Below are 20,511 nucleotides of genomic sequence, written 5' to 3'. Positions count from 1 at the left end.
AGATGGATAAATCTTTTACAGAATGGGATTAGCCATCAACACGTTTTGTCCTATAACCCGATATATGTATGTCTGCAGCAGTGTGGTGTACGATTAATATTAAGTTGTTCCATAAGTGGTTTGAAATAGCTATCATAGTAGTTCCTGTATTCAAAATGTTTTCCGTCTTCTGTATGAAGCAGATATTCACATTCGGGGCAGGATTCATACCAGGCTTTGTAGTATGGCAGAACTTTGTCGGCGATTGGAACTTTTCTGATACCATTCTCTGTTTTACTACAGATAACATCAAAATACTGTTCATCCAGATGAACATTTTCTTTCTTTAGATCGAGCAGTTCTGAAATTCTGACGCCACTATATATGAGCATCAGTACTATCTGATAATATTTGTCTTCCTTCTGCACCCATAGAAGGTCAATCTCATTTTTCTCAAATTTGTTTCTGTCGTATTTGTTAGGATTGCGATCCTTGTACTGAACAACATCTACATAGCTTGAATAATCTTTGTTGCATATATCATTCTTTAAGGCGTAATCATATAGCTGATTAAATAAGACTTTGATTTTCTTTAGTGTGGGATAATTCTTTCCACAGGTATCAATAACTGTCTGTAAATCAACAAGTTTGATATCCTTAAATACTTTGTTGTAAAGGGATTCACATGTCTTATACGATGCAGTATATCCTTTTACATTAGATTCAGAAATTGTTGGAAACTTACGCTTCGACCATTCATCATATACATTTGAAAATGTCATCTTGGCGGCAGTAGTATCAAATGGATTGTTGTTATATTCAGCAAGCATTTGCAAGCCTTCAGCTCTGGTAGCTGCATATCCAATTGTAATCATATCCTGAACCTGTTTGTCTTTTCCCTTATCATAGTGCCAGCCTACAGTCTTTCGCACGATATAAGGTTTTCTTCTCTTGCCGGAAAGTTTTACAACGCTTCCGTATCCGTTGGGTAACTTCATAAGCACCATCCTTTCGCTATTTACTAGAAAGCTGATAGCAAACGGATAAAATGATTATTATTCGTGGGTTACCTTTGTCACACTTGGGCGAATTGTTTTCCATATCTCATAGTTGTCCTGTGTCTGGCTGCCAGATGCAAGAAGTTCTTTCATAGCCTGCCAGTCCTTTAAGAACTGTACAAGATTCTTATCAGAGAAAAATATTCCCGGCTCGCCATCAATGTCTTTGAGAGACACATCAAACTTTTCATCAATTGCAAATAGTAATGGTAGTACATCACCATCAGCTTCAATATCAAATTCTGCTAATGAATTGACATTTACATTAAGTGCTTCTGCAATCTTTCTTAATTGTTCCGGTTTAGGAATATTTTTTCCTAATTCATACTTGCGGATTGCAACTTCGTGTATTCCGCATGCTTCACCTAATTCCTTTTGGGTTAAACCACGAAAGGTTCGTATCAATTTAATCTTTTTACCTGTATTCATTGCTTCAACCTCCTGTAGTTGTAAATGTAACATACTAATAAATGATAGCCAACATTAAAATTTAAACTATTGACAGAGCAAATAAAGGTCTGCATAATGCAAACATAACAGAGCAAGAAGTGCTCTACAACAGAGGAGGTGGTAAATATGCCAGATGTTATTTATAAGGTTGATTTGCCAGCTTTTACAGGAAGAAATGTACCAATAAAGGAGATTGCAAGTGCGATAGGTAAGGATGCACAGTATGTAAGGCTGGGATTACAACAAGGAATACTCAAATTCGGATCAGCGATAAAAGTGGAAAATTCAAATGAATATAGCTATTATTGTCCGGATAAACGAGTGTGGGAAGAAACAGGATATTTTAACAAAGAAGCAGTATGACAAGGAGGAAGATTATGAATGAACAACAGAAGGTAGAATTGAAACTCATTCACATGGAAGATGCGATTTCAAAAGAAGTTGAATGGCTTTGGTATCCATATATACCCTATGGAAAGATAACCAATAGTAGAAGGAGATCCAGGAGAAGGAAAAACAACTCTGGTATTAAAGTTAGCGGCAGCCCTTAGCAGGGGCTTGCCACTTTCCTGTAATGATGACAGGGAACGAGAACCAATTCATATTATTTATCAGACAGCAGAGGATAGAATTGATGATACGATAAAGCCAAGACTTGAAAAGGCGGGTGCGGATTGTTCCATGATACGAGTGATTGATGAAACTGAAAAAGAATTAAGTATGACAGATGACAGGCTGGAGCAGGCGATTGTTGAGACTGGAGCGAGAATGGTTATTCTTGATCCGATACAGGCGTATATAGGGGCAAAGGTTGATATGTACAGGGCAAATGAAATAAGACCAGTGTTAAAGCATTTGGGAATGATTGCTGAAAAATATAACTGTGCAATAGTTTTTATCGGTCATATGAATAAGGCGGCTGGAAGTAAGTCAACCTACAGAGGTTTAGGCTCGATTGATATTCAGGCAACAGCAAGGAGCGTGTTGTTGGTAGCAAGACTTCGGGACAAGCCTAATATAAGAATAATGGCACATGATAAATCATCACTTGCACCAACAGGAGATGCTATAGGATTCGAGATGACAGAGGATAGTGGAATGGTATGCATAGGACCTTATGATATCAGTATAGATGAGCTTCTGTCGGGTAATGAAGGGAGAGGTAAAAAGAAGCTGGATATAGCAGAGAATTTTATCAAAGAGTACTTCGGCTCAAGCAAAGAAATCATATCGAATGATATTTTGCAAGAGGCAGTAAGAAGAGGAATAAAGAGGAACACTCTGTTATCAGCAAAGAAAAAACTGGGAATTACTTCGGGTAAAGCTAAAGCGGAGGATGGAACAAGTTATTGGACTTGGCTCTTACCACAATAAAGAATTTAATAATCTGAATGTTTGAGGAAACAGATTCTAAATTTTTATAAGAGTTTAGAGTCTGTACTTCTTAAAAGGACAGATTATTAAATTCTTGATATGTAACACATATGTATCAGTTGTATCGGACTGGTGTATATGTAACCCTCGGAGAGCCCCCGCAGTTATGACAGAACAATATTCACAATGACGATTGTGGATTTGGACTGACAGAACTGCTAGGGAGTTATCATCTATGGCAGAGCCAAGATGATAACTGCACTGCTCCGATAGAAACACAGATAAGAATAGAATACAGATAAGGAGATGCGAATGGGAAATATTTCATATACAGCTCATGTGAGCAATAAGAAAAGTGCCATTACATCGAAATCTAAGCTAACTGCTGTTGCAAAACACAATCTGAGAAAATATAAGTCATCAGATTACAGCAAAGACAACATTGTTATTGTCTATGGAACATCAAATCTGATTGATGATGTAAAGACAGTATATCACAAAGAATTCGATGAGGTATTAGAAGAATATAATAAAAAGCAGACATGACCTGACCGACGGATAGAAGATTATTTTGAACATGTCGCTGGTAAGGAGCAGGATATGGCGGTAGAGATAATCATTCAGATAGGCGACAGGGAGTTCTGGAAAGAATATGATGATATGAAATCATATATAAAGCTATCGTATGAGATAATATTGGGTGAGCTAATAAAGAGACTTCCACAATTTGTTGTGGCAAATGCAGTAGTTCATCTTGACGAGGATAGTCCTCATATGCATATAGTGGGAGTTCCAGTAGCAGATGGATATAAAAAGGGACTTAGCAAGCAGGTATCAAAGAGAAAAGTGTTTACAAGAGAAGTGCTTTCGCGAGTGCTGCAGGACGAGCTAAGGGAGGTAGCCAATAAAGAGGTCAATGATTGGTTTGGGGAACAAATAAAGGAAAAGTCGAAAGGACGTAATCATGATCTGACAGTTGCGGAATATAAAGTAGCACAGGAAACAGAGCATTTGGAACAGATACAGGAACAGGTGAGTGATGCGGATATTAAGTTGTTTGCTTCACAAATTGCCTATAAGGAATTGGAGCGTAGACAGACTAAGGAACTTAATGAAAAGCGTTCAGAACTTCAATCGGTAAAGCAAGAGCTGGCAAGCGTGACAAACAAAGCAAATGAAGCAGTAGAATTGCTTAATAAGATCAATGCTTTTGTATCATCATTCAGATTATTCGCTCCGACAATAGAAGAATATGCTAATCATGTTGAATCAGATAAGACGATAGAAGCAGGAAACTCATTCAGAGGAATATTTTATGAGATAGGAAAGTTGTTGGAGACATTTAAGGAACTGATAAAAGAAGGATTATGCTGGTTTCCAAGGCTTATGAGGTGGAAAACTTCTAAGGGCGAAGTAGCCCCGGTATTCATAGAGAAAAGCAATGGATATTCATATTCGGTGTATGGATATACGAATGTGGAGACTAGGGAATCTTATAGTAAAGAGTCAATTCAATGGGAGATTAAGGCTGGTAACAGGACAGGAACAGTAGAACAGATGGATGCTAATGTTGAGGCTATGGCTAGGGATTTGCAGGAGATATTAAGGATTGGAGCGGAGCAGAAGAGGTTGTGGGAGGTGTATGAGAGCAGGCAATGATTTTGTTTCAAAGGACAACTGTGAGTTGAGAGATTTCATTCACAGTTGTTTTTTATGATAAATAAAAGAACACATGCTTATGAAAACTTCTTGATATTATTCAGATAACAGAATATAATATAAAATGGATTTAATGGAGGAAGAATGATGGAATTTTTAACAACAAAGGAAATATCACAGAGATGGAATATTAGTGCAAGACGAGTAGCAATTCTATGTGAGGATGGTAGACTCACCGGGGCTATTAAAAAAGGAAAAACATGGCTAATACCATCTAACACGAGAAAACCAAATGATGGAAGATATAAGAGAATGAAAGCATACTATGATAAATTTATAAATCTTGAGAATAAATATAGAGTTATATATCCAGAAAGTGTTAATGCGACATATACAAGTTTGTTGAATTACTCAGATGATTTGAATAAACCATTTCAAAGATGGTATAGGTATAAGGAAGGGTTTTCTGTTGAATTAGTAGAACAGTTGATAAGAGAGTATTCAAAACATAAAGAGGGAATCATACTTGATCCATTTTCGGGAAGTGGAAGTACATTATTGGCCGCAAATGATATGGGATATTCAGGAGTGGGGTTTGAGGTTAATCCCTTTTCTTTCTTTTTATCAAAGTGTAAATTAGAGAAATATACAAAAGAAATCATAGAACAATTTAAGAAAGAATATGAGAAAATACTTCATAATGCTGAGGAGGCAGATGAAGCATATGTATTACCAAAACTATCTATTAGTGAAAAAGTTTTTGCTGATGAAATTGAAAAGTATTATATGAATATTGGTATGCTTATTGAGGAGTGCAAAGCAGATGAAAAAATCATTAATTTATTGAAATTAGGTTGGTTGGCATGTTTAGAACCTTTATGCAATTATAGAAAGGCAGGAAATGGATTAAAAATTAAAAAATATGTTAAGCCTAGAGTGATTACAGTAGATGACGCAAGAGTAATATTTTTAGAAGAATATCAAAATATGTATATTGATTTGCTTAAAAGTAAAAGTATTGGAGATGCAACCATATATAACGAGACTTGCTTACATATGGCAAAGCAAATAAAGCCGGAAAGTGTTGAAGGTATAATTTTTTCGCCTCCTTATGCAAATTGTTTTGACTATACAGAGATTTATAAGTTGGAATTATGGTTTGGTAAGTTTGTGTCAGAATACGCTGATTTAAAGAAATTGAGAAATGCGTCTTTGCATTCTCATCTGAATGGTGATTTAAATATCGAAGTGAAAGCAAAAAGTGAAACATTGACAAAGTTATTGATAGAATTGCAAGAAAAAGAGTTATGGGATAAAAAGATACCAAAAATGTTGCAATTATATTATAATGATATGTTTAAAGTACTAGCTGAAAGTTATGCGTCATTAGTAGACCAGGGGTTTTGTTGTATAGTTGTTGGCAATTCGGCATATGGAGGAATTGTATTTCCAGCTGATTTAATATTGGCTGAGTATGCCGAAAAGATAGGTTTTAAGGTTGATAAAATAGAAGTGGATAGATATATTATTACAAGCTCTCAGCAATATGAGATGACAAAAGAAACTGGAAAATATTTGAGGGAGAGTGTTGTATGCCTAGTAAAGAACAAATAATAGAGGTTGAGTCATTGCCTGTGAATATTCAAACTGGAGCAACTTATACAATAAAGCAGGCAAATCCGAATTCCTATACACATGGAATGTTTAAATATCCATGTAAATTTATACCGGAAATTCCAAGATGGGGAATAAAAACGTACCTTTCTGAAAAGAGAGGGGTTATTTTTGATCCGTTTTCAGGAAGTGGAACAACTTTATTGGAAGCTAATGTAAATGGACTTGATGCATATGGGACAGAAATTGACGATATTGCAAAACTGATAATAAAGGTAAAGACAACTGTTTTAGGTTCAGCACAAATGAAATTACTAGATCAATGCTATTCGGAAATCATAAATACAATTGGGCAAGATGATGTTGAATTGTTTATACCTGCGATTGCTAATTTAGAACATTGGTTTTCTGAAAATACAATAAATGAACTCGGCAGAATGAAAGCATATATTGATAATATTGAGGATAAGGATGTACGAGATTTCTTTAAACTGTGTATGGCTTCAATTATAAAGAGAGTATCTAATGCAGATGATACGTCACCGAAACCATATGTGTCGAATAAAATAATTAAAATTCCTCCGACTGTTGAAAAAGAATTTACATCAGTTTTCCGAAGATATAGGCAAATGATGCAAGAATTAACACATGTCAAAAAAATGGGAAATGCAGTGATTATACAGGGGGATGCATTAGAATTTTCAGTGCCATTAGGAATTGATTTGGCAATTACATCACCGCCATATATTAATGCATTTGATTATGGTAGGACTATGCGACTTGAAAATTTATGGTTGGATACTTTGACTGAGGAAATGTTGAGGAAAAAAAAGAGTCAGTATGTGGGAACCGAAAAAATAAATAGGAAGAAAGAAAAAAGTGAGCTTGGTATTTTGGAAAAAAGTGACTTACTAAAAGCATATTATAATCAGATTGTTGAGCAAGATGAGAAAAGGGCGTTAATTGTAAAGAAGTTTTTTGAAGATATGGAAGATAATTTACGCTGTGTTTATAGTCAGATGAATATATGTGGTAAGTATGTAATTGTTATTGGAAATAGTACAATTAGAAAAGTAAATGTTGAAAGCTGGAGGGTAATAGAAGAAATCGCAAATAAAATAGGTTTCAAAACAGTGCAGTATTTTAACTATGTAATACAAAACCCTTATATAAGAATACCTAGAAAAGGTATGGGAGGAAAGATTAATAAGGATTATGTATTAGTATTGGAGAAAGGAGCTTAGCTATGGCACAAAAAAATAGGACGAAGGAAATATGGTTAATACCTAAGAGAGTAAATTTGCATCAAACAATTTGCTTAATTGACGGAATAATCGAAAGAAAATATGATGGCACGAGTTGGAATCCACAGAAACAGAATAATCTAGGAGTAAATCTTAAAAAGTGGGGAGCAACTAAGGATGGAAAAAACATATCGCCACAAGCAATTCGAACGTTAGTGGCATCAATTCCACAATATTTAGGTTTCCTATATGTTAATACTGATAGTACGCCAAATACAATTTGTCTTACAGAGGCGGGCATGGCCCTGTGGCATAGGCATAAGGATGAGTTAGTGAAAGTCCCGAATCTTGTTGAGGGGAAGGATTTGTTAATAACAGAATCGGAAGTAGTTTTGAAGCAGATGGAAAAACTGCAGATTACAAACCCTGTAATAAATAAAGATTGTGAAAATATATATGTATTTCCGTTTAGATTTATGTTGAGAGTATTGTTGAAGGTTGGGTATTTGGATCAGGAAGAGATTGCATATTTTCTGTTTAAAGTTAGAAATGAAGATGAAGTTGATGTGATAGTTCAAGAGATTGAGAATTTTCGCAAATTGCCTATGGAAAATAGAGAAGCTCTTATTAATGCATTTAAGAGTACACACATTGGAAACATTACATTAGTTAAGGCTTCTTCGGCCGGTTACTTTATTTCGCTTTGCCAAATAACTGGTATTATGAATAAATTGAAAGTGGTTCCTAATAACAGGAATGGAGCAATTGCAGCCCTAAAAATTAATAATACATATATGGAATATGTTGTAGAAATGTTGAATTCAAAATATCAAAATACAGAAATATACGATTTTGAAGATAATTTGCAGTTGTGGATAGATTATATTGGTGATCCTAGCAGAGATTATCCGCCAATAGATATTTCGGTTATAAATAAAGTTAATAGTAGTTTTTTAGTACAGGTATTTAAGGATGGAATATGCAAGTATGATGACCTAATCGATGAAAATGGTGTTTTGCAGTTCCCTATGTTTGTAAATGAGCAATATGATATAAAAATTATAGATATTTCAACTGGAGAAGAGTTGGAAGTGCTTAATATATGCCCTACATTTGAGCGAAGAGAATATGAAATTGAAGGTAAATTAAGTAATCTAGAAGCAGCAAGTGAAACATTAGAGGAAGTAGCAAAGGAAATTAAAGAACATTGTGAGGCAACTAATTTTGCAGGAAAGACATTAAACTATTTAAATACTTTGTCAAAAGTCACAGGTATAGATAAAACTAGTGATAAATCATTAAGGGGAGCTTACTTTGAATATTATGTTTATAAAATGTTGAGTATTCTCAAAGATGATAAAGTTGTTGATGAAGTCATATGGAATGGTAAGATTGGTAAATATGGATTGCCTACTCAAGCACCAGGAGGAAAGACCGGTACACCAGATATTGTATTTACAGTTGATGATTTACATATTGTCATTGAATTGACGACAATAAAGGCTAAGTCATTACAATTTAGTGCAGAAGGTTCATCAGTTCCTGATCATATAAGGTTGTATCAGCAAGAGACAGGGAAAGATGTTGTTGGTGTATTTTGCGCACCTACAATACACGAAAGAAATACAGCAGCGATGAAGTCTACTATTGCTCCATATGGGATTGAACTACATTGCATTACGGATAAAGAGTTGGTTGAGTTATTGTTAACAAAAGATAGAGAAAAGATAAAGAAAATGTAAACACAACTATATTAGATGCATTAATATCAAGACAAAATATATTATCTACTACTGATAGTAGTGGCACTACACGAGAAAAAGTGGATTTTTTGTGTTGCTTATGGATTCTCTGAATGGCATATTGGTTGAAGAACAAAAGGTAAAGAAATTGACAAAATTATTTAAGAAAATGAAAATAGACGGACTTGTTGATGACAGGAAAATTATAGTTAATTCAGAAAAGAATCTCTTGATTAAAAACTAAATATTTTGCAATTTAGTCAAAGATATACAAGGAGAGATAAATATGAATTCCCAATATATTGAAACATTAAAACGACATATTTCAACACACACGGTACGTTCTGCAGAAGACCGCTCTGCAGTAAGCTATTTAGAAAGTGTTTTGAATCCCGAAGGAAGGATTAATACTTCTTTTGCAAGTGATGATAAGTGGCCTAATCATGATGGGGTGTTTGAATATGTTTCAAATCCGGACAAATCTAGACGTCCAGAACAAAATTTTGTTGTACAAATCAAGGGGACACATGATTATACTGAAAGTGATGGGGTTATTTCATACAGTTTAAAGAGTTTAGCCTTTCCAGCATATATAGCATATGAGGTTACTGCTGACCCAGGGATTTTATTTATTGTTCTTAATCCTGACGTAAGAGGAGAAAAACGTATATTCTGGAAGTATATGTCACCTTCATTTATAAAGAATATTAATTTTGAGCAATCAAGTGTAACAATCAAGTTATATAAAGAAGATGAAATCAAAGATACAGATGAAAGTATTGATTTGTTTTGTGACAAATTGGACCAAGTTGTAGATACTCATTTATTTTTAAAGAAGTTAGATAATGATTGTCTGAAAATAGAAGACGCATTGAAAATTGTTCAGTATAGATGCGAAGAGATATCTATGGAAATTGAAAATGTTAGCAAATATCCTAATTTGCGTGATACTATATCAAGAAAGATTGTTAGAGCATTATATGATTTATGTTATTCAGTATTAGTTTTAAATGCCGTGAAGCTTGGATATACGGATATAAATCAGAAATTAGCATGGGAGGTTTCTCAGTTTAAATCCGAAACTAAGTATTTATACAACTTCTTGAGAGGATTAAAGTATATTGGTCTTCGAATACCCGAAGAAGGTCAATCAGAAAGATTGATGCTTAAATATTATAATTATTTATGGGAAATAAGAAGTTTTTTGAAAAAAGATTTTGAAATTGAAGTATTGAATAATTTGTCAAAGTTTCCATTGAACATGGATACATTAGATAAAGAATATTATGAATTAGTTGCGATTAATATTGCAAGTGCTGATTTGACTCCCCAAAATGTACGAGTTTCTAGATATTATATTCAGAAAACAGTCCCTTTTTTTGTTAATGAAGAAAGATACTTTGAGATTACGCTTCAGCTCGCAGGATTATATGCAACAAAATACAATAGGATAACTGTTTACAGCAAACAGTATATTTCAACAAGGTATTCGATTCAAATTGCATATACAGAGACAGAATTAGAGTTATGGGGAATAAAAAATAAAATAAAGATTTTAAATAATTGGAAAGTTGCAATTGATCCTGTATGCTTAAATAAATTGGCTAAAATGTTAATGCTACCTACGAAGATTAATCGTAATTATGGAGAATATGTTTCATTGATGAATTTTTTAACTAGTACAGAGATGGATTTACTGAAAATTGTTAATTTAAGCGACAAAAGATTCAAACAGGTTTATGAGCATATATATGGTTTGACTAAGACACATGATTTTGGAGAGGTTATTTTAAAGATACGTAATAATTATGCAAATCCTTCAAACAAAGTGGGAAGGTATACTATTAGATATGTATTGCTGAATTTGAGAGAAGAAATAATGGAGGCTCTACTGCCAAATCAATATAATAGCAGATCTTTGGATGAACTTTATATTACACGGAAATGTTATCCATTTGAGAAAAAGCCTTTTATATCAAATTTAGCAGGGAAAAGAACAAGCAAAGGAGATATAAAAGATATTATTGAAATTGTGGATGACAGATGTAAATTTGAAAGAGTGCTACCATATTTAAAAATTGAGAAGTTGATTAGTGAAACAGGAGAACTATTTTTTGATAAAAAAATAATTGCAAACGACGAAGCAATAAAGAAATATAATAGTGGGTTAGATTTGTGGGAACGAAATAATGGATTTATGATAAGCGAAAAGGAAGGAGTAGTAACCATTGATTCCTATGAAAGTACAACATTTTTTATACTTAAAAGGTTATTGGATTTATCACATATTCCTAATAGAGAGCAGCAAAAGAGTAATGAGAAATATCTTCGGGAGTGCGGGATAGAGTTTAAAGATGAGTTAAAAAGGATTGCAATGAAATATCTTTTTGTATCGTCTCAAGTAATGTTGATATATGGCGCTGCCGGCACAGGTAAGACAACTCTAATAAAATATATTTCTCGAATGATGAAGCAATCAAAAAAACTGTTCTTGGCAAAAACACATACTGCATTGCAAAATCTACAGAGGAGAGTGTGTGATGCGGGAGATAACGTACAGTTTTCCAGCATAGACAGTGTAATCAAAAGTAATGAGTCTGTGGATTTTGATATTGTATTCGTTGACGAATGTAGTACGATTGACAATCGAACAATGAAAGCACTTCTTGAAAAAATAAGTGAAGGTACTAAACTTGTTTTATCTGGAGATATATATCAGATTGAGTCAATTGATTTTGGAAATTGGTTTTATTATGCAAAAGATATTATTAGTACAAAGGGATCTAATATTGAACTTTTACATACTTGGAGAACGGATAAGGAAGAATTAAATAGTTTATGGGACGAGGTTCGTGAAAAAAGACCTATTATTACTGAAAAATTGTCAATGGATGGACCATTTTCCGAAGATTTGGGTAAGGGTATATTTGATTTAGAAGACGATGAGGTTGTATTGTGCTTGAATTATGATGGGAAGTTTGGCTTAAATAATATGAATCAATACTTCCAAAATGCAAATACAAAAAGTGAAGAATTTTCATGGGCTGAATGGATTTTTAAAATCGGAGATAGAATTATTTTCCTAGATACTAGACGTTCATCATTGTTATATAATAATTTAAAAGGAACGATAGTGAATATAGAAAAAGCTGTCTCATCAATTGTATTTACAATAGATATCAAAACCTATTTGACGGAAGAACAATGTAAGTATGAATCTTTTGAGTATGTTGAAAATACTGATGATGGAACAAGGATAAAGTTAGATGTTATTGCTTGGGATGATGAATTATCAGAAGTAGATAGAATAAAAACGGTAATACCATTTCAGATTGCTTATGCAATTTCAATTCATAAGGCACAGGGATTGGAATATAAGTCAGTTAAGGTTGTAATTCCTTCAAGTAATGCGGAAAGAATTACACATTCTATATTTTATACAGCCATAACGCGTGCAAAAGAAAAATTAAAGATTTTTTGGAGTGCTGAGACCATGAATGATATTGTGAAGAGTTTTACAGAGCAAGAGGTAGAACACAGAACACTTCAGTTGATTAAGGAAAGAATGAATCTTCAGGATGAATGATATATGTGAATATTTAAATGTTGTATATGCGCAAATTTATCTACGACGTTAAAATGAAAGATTCAATATCATGAATATATAAGAGAATTGTTAGGACATTTTAAGTTTTGTGAATAGTTACAAATGGGCAGAGAGGATTATGCGAAGAGATGCCTATGGACACCAATCCTCATCCATAGCATCAGCCCAATCTTGCAACTCACAATCAAGAGCCAAAGCAGCATATTTAAGAGGCTCATCAATCGCAAGATTATCAATAAGCCTTTGGGAGTTAGGTGTAGTATGGAGATTCTTTTCAGCTTCAGCACAGGATAAGAATAGAAGTGTATTATCAGCAAAAGCAATGTCAATTCCGTTCTTGTATTGGTTGTAGTAAGCAAAATGTATTTTCATAGTAGTAGTCCTTTCTTTGCTAAAGTAATGAGTAGCTCTGGGAATGTGTGGGCAGCCAACCGCATACAACATATATGCAACACTGCCATACACAAATCCCCTATTTATGGGCTTTTCATGTTCTCAAAACGTTAGTCGTTTCCGAATTATATTCAAAACATTCAAACAATATTCCCGGAAGCTTTGGGCTTCCGGGATTTTCATCTAAGTACCAGGTCAGGTACACATTTTCCAATATATAGAAATAGTCTTATAAATAGCATTATTTTAACAGAAATCAAGATTATATAATTTCAGATTACCGTTACAATTTAATGGTAAGCATTATCATAATCAGAATATGATTACATTTACAAGCTGCTACTGGCGACTATTGCAGCACAAAATGAGCAATTCAGGGAAAGAGCTGTAGAGGAGAAGACATAGTTACAGCGCAGGATGAGAGATTCGAGAAAAGTGCTGTAGAAAAGAAGGCACAGTTACAGCACAGGATGAGAGATTCGAGAAAAAGGCTGTAGAAAAGATGGCACAGTTACAGCACAAAATGAACATTTCGGGAAAAAAGCTGTAGAAAAGGGTGAAAAGTTACAGCTGAATTTGGGAGAGCCGGAGAAAAAGCTACAGAAGGGGTGATTTAGTTACAGCTGAAAATGAGAGGGGAGAAAAAACAACTGTAATAGAATGGAAAAGTAGAGTTATTTATTGCAATTAATAAGAAGTGGAGGAAATGCATGAAGGGGTTAAGAAAATTATTGATAGAGGAATACTTGAGATTGGAGAAGATTGCTGGAAAGCTGAGAAAAGAATTGGCAGATATGCCAGAGGGAACGCTCAGGGTATCAAAATCTCATAATTATACTCAGTTTTATCATGTGAAAAAAGAGAATGATATGAAATGCCAAAAATTTCTTCAAAAATCCGAGATGGATTTAGTGAGAAAATTAGCTCAAAAAACATATGATGAAAAAGTATTGAGAATAGCAGAAAAACGGCTGCAACAAATGAAATCGCTGGTTGGGACATATCATGATAATGAAATTGAAGAAGTATATAAGAAGGAGCATCCTGCCCGAAAAGCACTCGTGATTCCGGTGGAACCAACAGAGGAGCAATTGGAAATGGAATGGTATAGGAGAGAATACAAGGGAAAAGAATTTCAGGAGGGAATGCCGGTTATTATTACGGAAAAAGGGGAACGTGTGAGATCAAAAACAGAAAAAATGCTGGCAGACTTCTTTTATAGAAAAGAAATCTTATATAGATATGAAAAACCATTATATTTAAAAGGATATGGGATTGTTTATCCGGATTTTACATTCTTTTCCAGAAAAAAGCGAAAGGAAATTTATTGGGAACATGAGGGCATGATGGATAACCCTGAATATGCAAGAGCAGCAATAAGAAAGATTGAATCTTATGAAAAGAACGGAATATATCCGGGTGAAAATTTGATACTTACATTTGAAACTCAGCAGAATGTGCTGGATTTTAAAATTATAGAAGAGATGATAGACAGATATTTACAATAGATATATAAACAAGCAGGGCGCTTTTAAAGCTCCCTGCCAGCCAATAGCCCGGGCATTAGACCAATAGCCCGAGCATTCAGGCAAATAGCCCAGCGCTTAGCCGATAGCCCGAGCATTCAGGTAATAGAGCGTGCATTCAGACATTAGATAATTTCTCTGGAAAATACCCGGAATATCTTCCTGTTATTTCAGAAAAAACCGGATAAGCCTGTCATGAAGAGAAGTATATGGCTGGTATCTCATAGGCAGATCAATCCAGGTTTTTTTATCAACGATGCTTTTGTAATGGGAAAAGGTATCAAATCCGGTTTTACCATGATAAGAACCCATGCCACTTTCACCGAAGCCGCCAAAGCCCATTTCTGTTGTGGCAAGATGAATGATGGTATCGTTGATACAGCCACCACCGAAACCAGTATGGGAAATGACTTCGTCTGCAGTCTTTTTGCTTGAAGTAAAGATATAGAGTGCAAGAGGATGAGCCATGGAATTAATTTTGCCGGTAGCTTCACTCATATGTGAAAAAGTTAATACAGGCATAACCGGACCGAAGATTTCTTCTGACATGACGGCATCTTCAAAAGTCACATGATCCATGACGGTTGGCTCAATCTGCAGCGTTTCTTCGTTGGAATTACCGCCATAAATTACTTTTGAAGAATCAATCAACCTATTGATGCGATGAAAATGCTTTTCGTTGATGATTTTGCCATAATCGGAATTCTCAAGAGGAGATTCCCCATATTGCCGGATGATTTCTTTTTTTATTTCTAAGAGCAAAGCATCTTTGATCTGCTCATCGCAATATACATAATCCGGTGCCACACAGGTCTGGCCGCAGTTGAGATATTTCCCGAATACGATTCGTCTGGCGGCTAATTTCAGGTTGGCATCTGCTGCAACGATGCAGGGACTTTTTCCACCAAGCTCAAGTGTTACCGGAGTAAGGTGGGAAGCTGCATGCTCTAAGACAGTTTTGCCGACCGCCTGACTTCCAGTAAAGAATATATAGTCAAAGTGCGACTGCAAAAGAGCCGTATTTTCTGCCCGGCCACCGGTTACAACTGCTACATATTTCTCTTCAAAACATTCTTTTATCAGAGATGTGATGATGGCACTTGTGTTAGGCGAGTAGGCGCTTGGCTTTAAAATGACAGTATTTCCTGCGGCAATTGCATCGATTAATGGGTCAATGGTTAACAGGAAAGGATAATTCCAGGGGCTCATAATCAGTACAACACCATATGGAGACGGTTTTTTGTAGCTTCTGGAATGAAATTGTGCAAGGGGCGTATGAACGTTTTTTTCTCTGGCAAATTTTCTGGTGTGCTTTATCATATAGGTAAGTTCGCTTAAAGCCAGTCCGGCTTCGCACATATAGCTTTCGTGGGCTGATTTTCCAAGGTCAGCCTTAAGCGCTGCTAAAATTTCATTTTCATGGCTTAAAATAGTATTTTTCAGCTTTTTTAAAGCGGCAATCCGGTAAGCAACAGATAATGTTTCACCGGTTTTAAAATAATTGCGCTGCGTAGAAACAAGTTCTGTTATTTCAGCTTCAGTCATTATTTTTCCTCCTCTGGCATAAGCATATAATAGTATTTTTCGAGCTCTTTTGCATTCATCAGAACTGGAACCGGATAAAGCGGGTTTGCTTCTTTATCGGCATATCTGGAAAGCTCCGGAATATCTTCTTTTTGAATCTCGGAAAAAGTATCACCAATCTGGAAATATTTTTTCATGTCTTTGATGGCAGAGATAAATTTATCAGCAGCTACTTCATAATCATCGGATTCGTCAGCAATACCTGCATAAACAGCAAGTTGGTAAAGCTTTTTGCAAATGGTAGAACCATAATCTTCTAATACCATCGGAAGTATTGTCGCATTGGCAAGTCCGTGTGGAATATTATATTTGCCGCCAAGGGAGTGGGCTACGGCATGGACATAGCCGACATAGGATTTGGTAAAAGCACATCCGGCAAAGAAAGAGGCTTTCAACATTTCTTTTCTTGCTTCTATATTCTGACCGTCGTCATATGCTTTGTAGATATTGTCAAAAATTAATTTAGTTGCTTTTTTAGCATATTTTCTGGTATGCCTTGTAGTAGAACCGCCAATATAAGCTTCTACGGCGTGGGTTAAGGCATCCATACCGGTGGTGGCGGTAAGAGATGGCGGAAGACTTATGGTTACTTTCGGGTCTAATACAGCATATGCAGGAATTAAAGGAAAATCATTGATGGCATATTTATGTCTTGTCTGGGCATCTGTGATAACAGCAGCGAGAGTGGTTTCGCTTCCGGTTCCTGCAGTTGTCGGAATCGCAACCAATAAAGGCAGTTTTTTATGCACTTTTAAGATACCTTTCATTTTGGATAAAGACTGCTTAGGTTTTGCGATTCTTGCACCGACGGCCTTGGCACAGTCGATACTGGAGCCACCACCAAAACCAATGATAGCATCACAATGTTTTTCAAGATAAAGCTCTCTTGCTTCTTCTACATTTGTTGTAGTTGGATTAGCAACCGTCTTATCATAGATAAAATAATGGATGTTATGGTGGTCAAAATGCATAAGCATCCGGTCTAAAAGACCAAATTTGCGGATACCGGCATCTGTAATGATTAATATAGTATCAATGCCTTTTTCTTCAAAAAGCCCGGTCAGTTTGGAAGTGCTGTAAAAAACTTCCGGATGTCTGTAAGGCAAAAAAGGGATTGCAATTTTAAAACATTTCTGAAAAATTCTGCAATATGCAGCTTTACATTTATTCATGATCATCATTCCTTTCTAATTCATCACAATATTGTTCTAAGTTTGCGGAAATTGTTTTTAATGCAGAATAAAAAACAGCCCGGGTTTCATCGGAAAGATCTGAGCCGCCAAAAGATACCGCATTGTTAATTGCGGCATTTACTTTTTGGGCATAAGCAATCCCTTTGGGTGTCAGGATGACCTTGGCGCGGTATTTCCGCTTGTCGGACGTATCTTCTGCGTTGACATATTCTACCAGCCCCTGTTCTAGGAGGTCGGCAAGTGCCCTGGAAATACCAGCCTTGTTTTCTTTGGCGAGAACACAGATTTCAGCGGCAGTAAGACCTTCCGGAGAATTGTTTAGAAAATTCATGCATGTAACATGAGTGCCTTTAAGACCAATTTTGTTCATCTCATATTTCTTTATTTTTACAATGTTTTTGTAAAGCGATGCAATATTGGTGGTAAAGGTTTCAAATCGTTCAATCATAGCTGCCTCCATAAAGCTACGGAAAAGTGTATTATTTTCCGTTATTTACATAAAAAAATGTTGCATACTCAACATATAAAAGCATAACAGTTAAAAGTTGAATAGTCAACATCTTTGCACATATATAGAATAAAAAAGTATTGGAAGCGAACTAATTCAATATAGAAAGAATAAATCTCCGGTTTCAGTCGTAGTTTACAGAAACCACACATCCGGATTGGTGGAAGAGATGCAGACAGCTCCGGCATATGTGGGATACAACCTTAGGCATCAGTGCCGGCAGGATTTCGATGTAATCCGGTTTAACAGAGCGAAGCTGCTTTTCGATGCTGCTGTAAGCCATGGAATCGATGACAAAGAAACGCAGAATCGTGGAAAGTTCTAATTCCCTGGCTCGTTTAATAAGGGCTGGTTTGGTAGTGATAATACCGTCAGCCCGGGTAAATTTCTGAATGAAATCCACGGCAATCTCTTTCCCGGAAAGACCATTAATTAAATCAATGTGTACCATAGCGGTTTTTCCGGCAGATTTCACTTTGTCTACAATATCTGAAATATTGCAGATATCTCCAAACAGAATAAAAATAACCTGGCTGTCACAGGTCAGACATTTTTCTAATCCTGTCATATCTTTAATCGCCGCAATAATCGGTGAATTATCCATAGCGTCTCTACAGTTGGAAAGCATAATATAACCGCCTTTCTGAATCTTTGTAACTATTATACCTGTATTTGAAAAAAATGATAAAGAGAAATGAAAAGAAATATGTTATAATTTAAAGACAAATACATCGCAAAGAGAAAGAGGAAACAAATGGATTTTAATGCAGTTTATCATCAGGCGAGTGACAATTATTGTTATCCGTTGAATGAAGATGAGTTAATTATTAATATTAAGACGGGATATGATGTGCAATCGGTATCCATCATATCAGGAGACCCATTTGCTGCTGGTATCTTAGGTGGCGGAGAGCATTGGGATGGAACGGAAGAGGCAATCATTTATAAGAAGCGTCTGAAAAATCAGATTTGGTGGACAACAACCGTCCGACCGGAGTATAAACGTCTGAAATATTATTTTAAGTTACAGACAGAAAATGAAAGCTGGTTCTATTTTGAGGATGGATTTGTCAGTGATGAGCAGATGCATCTGGAAGGCAGAAGCCGCCAGTGTTTTGTATTTCCGTGGATGAATCCGTGCGATGTGCCACGGACACCTGCCTGGGTAAATGATACCGTATGGTATCAGATTTTCCCGGACCGTTTCTGTAATGGAGACCATTCTATTGACCCGGAGGATGTAGTGCCGTGGCGTGAGCATGGCAGAGTAAAAAATGAGGAATGTTTTGGCGGAGATCTGGCTGGAATCACAAGTAAGCTGGATTACCTGCAGAATCTTGGAATCAATGGATTATACCTGACACCAATCAATGAGTCACCATCCAACCATAAGTATGATACGACGGATTATACAAAGATAGACCCACGGTTCGGAGATGAAGAGACATTGATTCATCTGGTGGAAGAAGCACATAAACGTGGCATCCGTGTAATGTTAGATGGCGTGTTTAATCATTGCGGATATTATTTTGCACCGTGGCAGGATGTTCTTGAAAAAGGACCGGAATCAGAATATTATGACTGGTTTATGATAAATGAATGGCCTTTTGACCGGAATGGAAAGGCTGCAAAGAAAAAACAGATTTATACATTTGCCTTTTATGATGGAATGCCGAAAATCAATACCAATAATCCGGAGGTAAGAAAATATTTTGTAGATATCTGCGCAAACTGGGTGGAACATTATGGTATTGACGGAATCCGTCTGGATGTGGCAAATGAGGTATCTCATCGATTCTGTAAGGAACTGCATGCCAGAGTGAAGGAAATTAACCCGGATATTTATATCCTCGGAGAAATCTGGCACAATGCACTTCCGTGGCTTCGCGGGGATGAATTTGATGCCGTTATGAACTATCCACTGGGACAAAGTATTAAGGATTTCTGGATTGATAAGAGTCTGACCAATGAGGATTTTGAGTATACGATTAACCGCTGCTATACAAGCTATATGCAGCAGACCAATGATGTGCTTTTCAATCTTTTGGATTCGCATGATACAAAGCGGCTTCGCTCGGATGTGAAAAATCTGGATGAGTATTTTGCACAGATTGCAGTATTATTTGCAATGCCAGGCAGTCCTTGCATTTACTATGGAACAGAAATTGCAATGGAGGGAAGCTATGACCCGGATTGCAGACGTTGTATGCCTTGGAAGGACATTGAGGCTGGAAAATATGCTGAACGCAGTAAAATTATTGCAACACTGATTCACCTGCGCAGGCAGGAACCACTTTTAAAAAGCCGCAATTTCCATTTCCCAAATGATTATGCCAAGTACAAGCGTGTTATCCAGTTCCGGAAAGTGGATTTTCCGGATTGTTATGTGGAGGTAATCATCAACTGCTGTGAAGAAGATGTTGAAGTGGAACAGCAGGGAGAAATCCTGCTTGCCCGCCACTACATTGATTCCACACTTTTGTCAAATGGTGTGCTGATAAGAAGAATAAGAAAGTAGGTGTAGTAAAATGAATGAAGATGAAAAGGGATTTGAAATGATTGGACAGAAATTAATACAAT

At 35.8% G+C, this 20,511-nt stretch carries 16 protein-coding genes and 1 pseudogene; 10 read left to right on the top strand and 7 right to left on the bottom strand.

Translation table 11 applies throughout. From position 1 onward, the window contains the following. Window positions 1-50: 50 nt before the first annotated feature. Window positions 51-977, bottom strand: a complete 927-nt coding sequence (locus DXB43_RS12755) for a tyrosine-type recombinase/integrase (protein WP_243006682.1) — start codon at window positions 975-977, stop codon at window positions 51-53. A gap of 57 nt (window positions 978-1,034) precedes the next feature. Further along, a complete protein-coding gene (locus tag DXB43_RS12750; protein ID WP_117947748.1) occupies window positions 1,035-1,466 on the bottom strand; it encodes a helix-turn-helix domain-containing protein in 432 nt (143 codons plus the stop codon). Between the two features lie 147 nt (window positions 1,467-1,613). Between DXB43_RS12750 and DXB43_RS12745 the strand changes: the two genes are divergently transcribed. From DXB43_RS12745 to DXB43_RS12715, 8 genes and pseudogenes are all read left to right on the top strand, one after another. After that, entirely contained in the window at window positions 1,614-1,850 is a 237-nt protein-coding gene (locus tag DXB43_RS12745; protein ID WP_117947747.1) for a hypothetical protein, read from the top strand. A gap of 14 nt (window positions 1,851-1,864) precedes the next feature. Then, window positions 1,865-2,861: pseudogene (locus DXB43_RS12740) on the top strand (AAA family ATPase). Window positions 2,862-3,173: 312 nt separating this feature from the next. After that, window positions 3,174-3,407 carry a hypothetical protein gene (locus DXB43_RS15515; RefSeq protein WP_243006681.1) on the top strand — a complete coding sequence of 78 codons (234 nt, stop codon included), beginning with the start codon at window positions 3,174-3,176 and terminating at the stop codon, window positions 3,405-3,407. A gap of 54 nt (window positions 3,408-3,461) precedes the next feature. Then, on the top strand, window positions 3,462-4,520 hold the full coding sequence (locus tag DXB43_RS12735; RefSeq protein ID WP_243006680.1) for a plasmid recombination protein: 1,059 nt from the start codon (window positions 3,462-3,464) through the stop codon (window positions 4,518-4,520). Between the two features lie 144 nt (window positions 4,521-4,664). Continuing rightward, on the top strand, window positions 4,665-6,134 hold the full coding sequence (locus DXB43_RS12730; RefSeq protein WP_199535096.1) for a DNA methyltransferase: 1,470 nt from the start codon (window positions 4,665-4,667) through the stop codon (window positions 6,132-6,134). Then, window positions 6,113-7,378, top strand: coding sequence for a DNA methyltransferase (locus DXB43_RS12725; RefSeq protein WP_117947745.1), 1,266 nt, complete (start codon window positions 6,113-6,115; stop codon window positions 7,376-7,378). Before DXB43_RS12730 ends, DXB43_RS12725 begins: the two co-directional genes overlap by 22 nt. 2 nt (window positions 7,379-7,380) lie before the next feature. Beyond that, window positions 7,381-9,120: an AlwI family type II restriction endonuclease gene (locus DXB43_RS12720; protein ID WP_117947744.1), complete on the top strand. Its 1,740-nt coding sequence runs from the start codon at window positions 7,381-7,383 to the stop codon at window positions 9,118-9,120. A 286-nt stretch (window positions 9,121-9,406) separates the two neighbouring features. Beyond that, entirely contained in the window at window positions 9,407-12,706 is a 3,300-nt protein-coding gene (locus DXB43_RS12715; RefSeq protein WP_117947743.1) for an ATP-dependent DNA helicase, read from the top strand. A 153-nt stretch (window positions 12,707-12,859) separates the two neighbouring features. On the opposite strand, the gene DXB43_RS12710 is transcribed toward DXB43_RS12715, so the two are convergent. Next, the gene (locus DXB43_RS12710; RefSeq protein ID WP_117947742.1) at window positions 12,860-13,099 is read right to left on the bottom strand and encodes a DUF6061 family protein; all 240 of its coding nucleotides are present in this window, start codon (window positions 13,097-13,099) and stop codon (window positions 12,860-12,862) included. Window positions 13,100-13,830: 731 nt separating this feature from the next. Here DXB43_RS12710 and DXB43_RS12705 point away from each other — a divergent pair. Beyond that, on the top strand, window positions 13,831-14,628 hold the full coding sequence (locus DXB43_RS12705; RefSeq protein ID WP_117947741.1) for a hypothetical protein: 798 nt from the start codon (window positions 13,831-13,833) through the stop codon (window positions 14,626-14,628). Between the two features lie 183 nt (window positions 14,629-14,811). Here the strand turns inward: DXB43_RS12705 and DXB43_RS12700 are convergent, their stop codons facing one another. The 4 genes from DXB43_RS12700 to DXB43_RS12685 all read right to left on the bottom strand — a co-directional run bounded on the left by DXB43_RS12700 (window position 14,812) and on the right by DXB43_RS12685 (window position 18,559). Then, window positions 14,812-16,191: an aldehyde dehydrogenase gene (locus DXB43_RS12700; RefSeq protein WP_117947740.1), complete on the bottom strand. Its 1,380-nt coding sequence runs from the start codon at window positions 16,189-16,191 to the stop codon at window positions 14,812-14,814. Then, window positions 16,191-17,402, bottom strand: coding sequence for an iron-containing alcohol dehydrogenase (locus DXB43_RS12695; protein WP_117947739.1), 1,212 nt, complete (start codon window positions 17,400-17,402; stop codon window positions 16,191-16,193). Before DXB43_RS12695 ends, DXB43_RS12700 begins: the two co-directional genes overlap by 1 nt. After that, window positions 17,395-17,871 carry a MarR family winged helix-turn-helix transcriptional regulator gene (locus DXB43_RS12690; protein WP_158551913.1) on the bottom strand — a complete coding sequence of 159 codons (477 nt, stop codon included), beginning with the start codon at window positions 17,869-17,871 and terminating at the stop codon, window positions 17,395-17,397. The genes DXB43_RS12695 and DXB43_RS12690 overlap by 8 nt, the downstream gene beginning before the upstream one ends. Window positions 17,872-18,055: 184 nt before the next feature. Continuing rightward, window positions 18,056-18,559: a glycerol-3-phosphate responsive antiterminator gene (locus tag DXB43_RS12685; RefSeq protein WP_330417886.1), complete on the bottom strand. Its 504-nt coding sequence runs from the start codon at window positions 18,557-18,559 to the stop codon at window positions 18,056-18,058. A gap of 126 nt (window positions 18,560-18,685) precedes the next feature. Here DXB43_RS12685 and DXB43_RS12680 point away from each other — a divergent pair, with 126 nt between their 5' ends. Further along, the gene (locus DXB43_RS12680; protein WP_117947738.1) at window positions 18,686-20,449 is read left to right on the top strand and encodes a glycoside hydrolase family 13 protein; all 1,764 of its coding nucleotides are present in this window, start codon (window positions 18,686-18,688) and stop codon (window positions 20,447-20,449) included. Window positions 20,450-20,511 lie beyond the last annotated feature (62 nt).

The organism is Roseburia sp. OM04-10BH, from assembly GCF_003462605.1.
GTDB classification, from domain to species: Bacteria; Bacillota; Clostridia; order Lachnospirales; family Lachnospiraceae; genus Roseburia_C; species Roseburia_C amylophila.
This window is presented reverse-complemented; position numbering and strand designations above follow the sequence as displayed.

Excerpts from the sequence above, each read along its gene's own strand:
- DXB43_RS12755 (WP_243006682.1), bottom strand. The coding sequence starts at position 977 with ATGAAGTTACCCAACGGATACGGAAGCGTTGTAAAACTTTCCGGCAAG.
- DXB43_RS12750 (WP_117947748.1), bottom strand. The coding sequence starts at position 1,466 with ATGAATACAGGTAAAAAGATTAAATTGATACGAACCTTTCGTGGTTTA.
- DXB43_RS12745 (WP_117947747.1), top strand. The coding sequence starts at position 1,614 with ATGCCAGATGTTATTTATAAGGTTGATTTGCCAGCTTTTACAGGAAGA.
- DXB43_RS15515 (WP_243006681.1), top strand. The coding sequence starts at position 3,174 with ATGGGAAATATTTCATATACAGCTCATGTGAGCAATAAGAAAAGTGCC.
- DXB43_RS12735 (WP_243006680.1), top strand. The coding sequence starts at position 3,462 with ATGGCGGTAGAGATAATCATTCAGATAGGCGACAGGGAGTTCTGGAAA.
- DXB43_RS12730 (WP_199535096.1), top strand. The coding sequence starts at position 4,665 with ATGATGGAATTTTTAACAACAAAGGAAATATCACAGAGATGGAATATT.
- DXB43_RS12725 (WP_117947745.1), top strand. The coding sequence starts at position 6,113 with ATGCCTAGTAAAGAACAAATAATAGAGGTTGAGTCATTGCCTGTGAAT.
- DXB43_RS12720 (WP_117947744.1), top strand. The coding sequence starts at position 7,381 with ATGGCACAAAAAAATAGGACGAAGGAAATATGGTTAATACCTAAGAGA.
- DXB43_RS12715 (WP_117947743.1), top strand. The coding sequence starts at position 9,407 with ATGAATTCCCAATATATTGAAACATTAAAACGACATATTTCAACACAC.
- DXB43_RS12710 (WP_117947742.1), bottom strand. The coding sequence starts at position 13,099 with ATGAAAATACATTTTGCTTACTACAACCAATACAAGAACGGAATTGAC.
- DXB43_RS12705 (WP_117947741.1), top strand. The coding sequence starts at position 13,831 with ATGAAGGGGTTAAGAAAATTATTGATAGAGGAATACTTGAGATTGGAG.
- DXB43_RS12700 (WP_117947740.1), bottom strand. The coding sequence starts at position 16,191 with ATGACTGAAGCTGAAATAACAGAACTTGTTTCTACGCAGCGCAATTAT.
- DXB43_RS12695 (WP_117947739.1), bottom strand. The coding sequence starts at position 17,402 with ATGAATAAATGTAAAGCTGCATATTGCAGAATTTTTCAGAAATGTTTT.
- DXB43_RS12690 (WP_158551913.1), bottom strand. The coding sequence starts at position 17,871 with ATGATTGAACGATTTGAAACCTTTACCACCAATATTGCATCGCTTTAC.
- DXB43_RS12685 (WP_330417886.1), bottom strand. The coding sequence starts at position 18,559 with ATGCTTTCCAACTGTAGAGACGCTATGGATAATTCACCGATTATTGCG.
- DXB43_RS12680 (WP_117947738.1), top strand. The coding sequence starts at position 18,686 with ATGGATTTTAATGCAGTTTATCATCAGGCGAGTGACAATTATTGTTAT.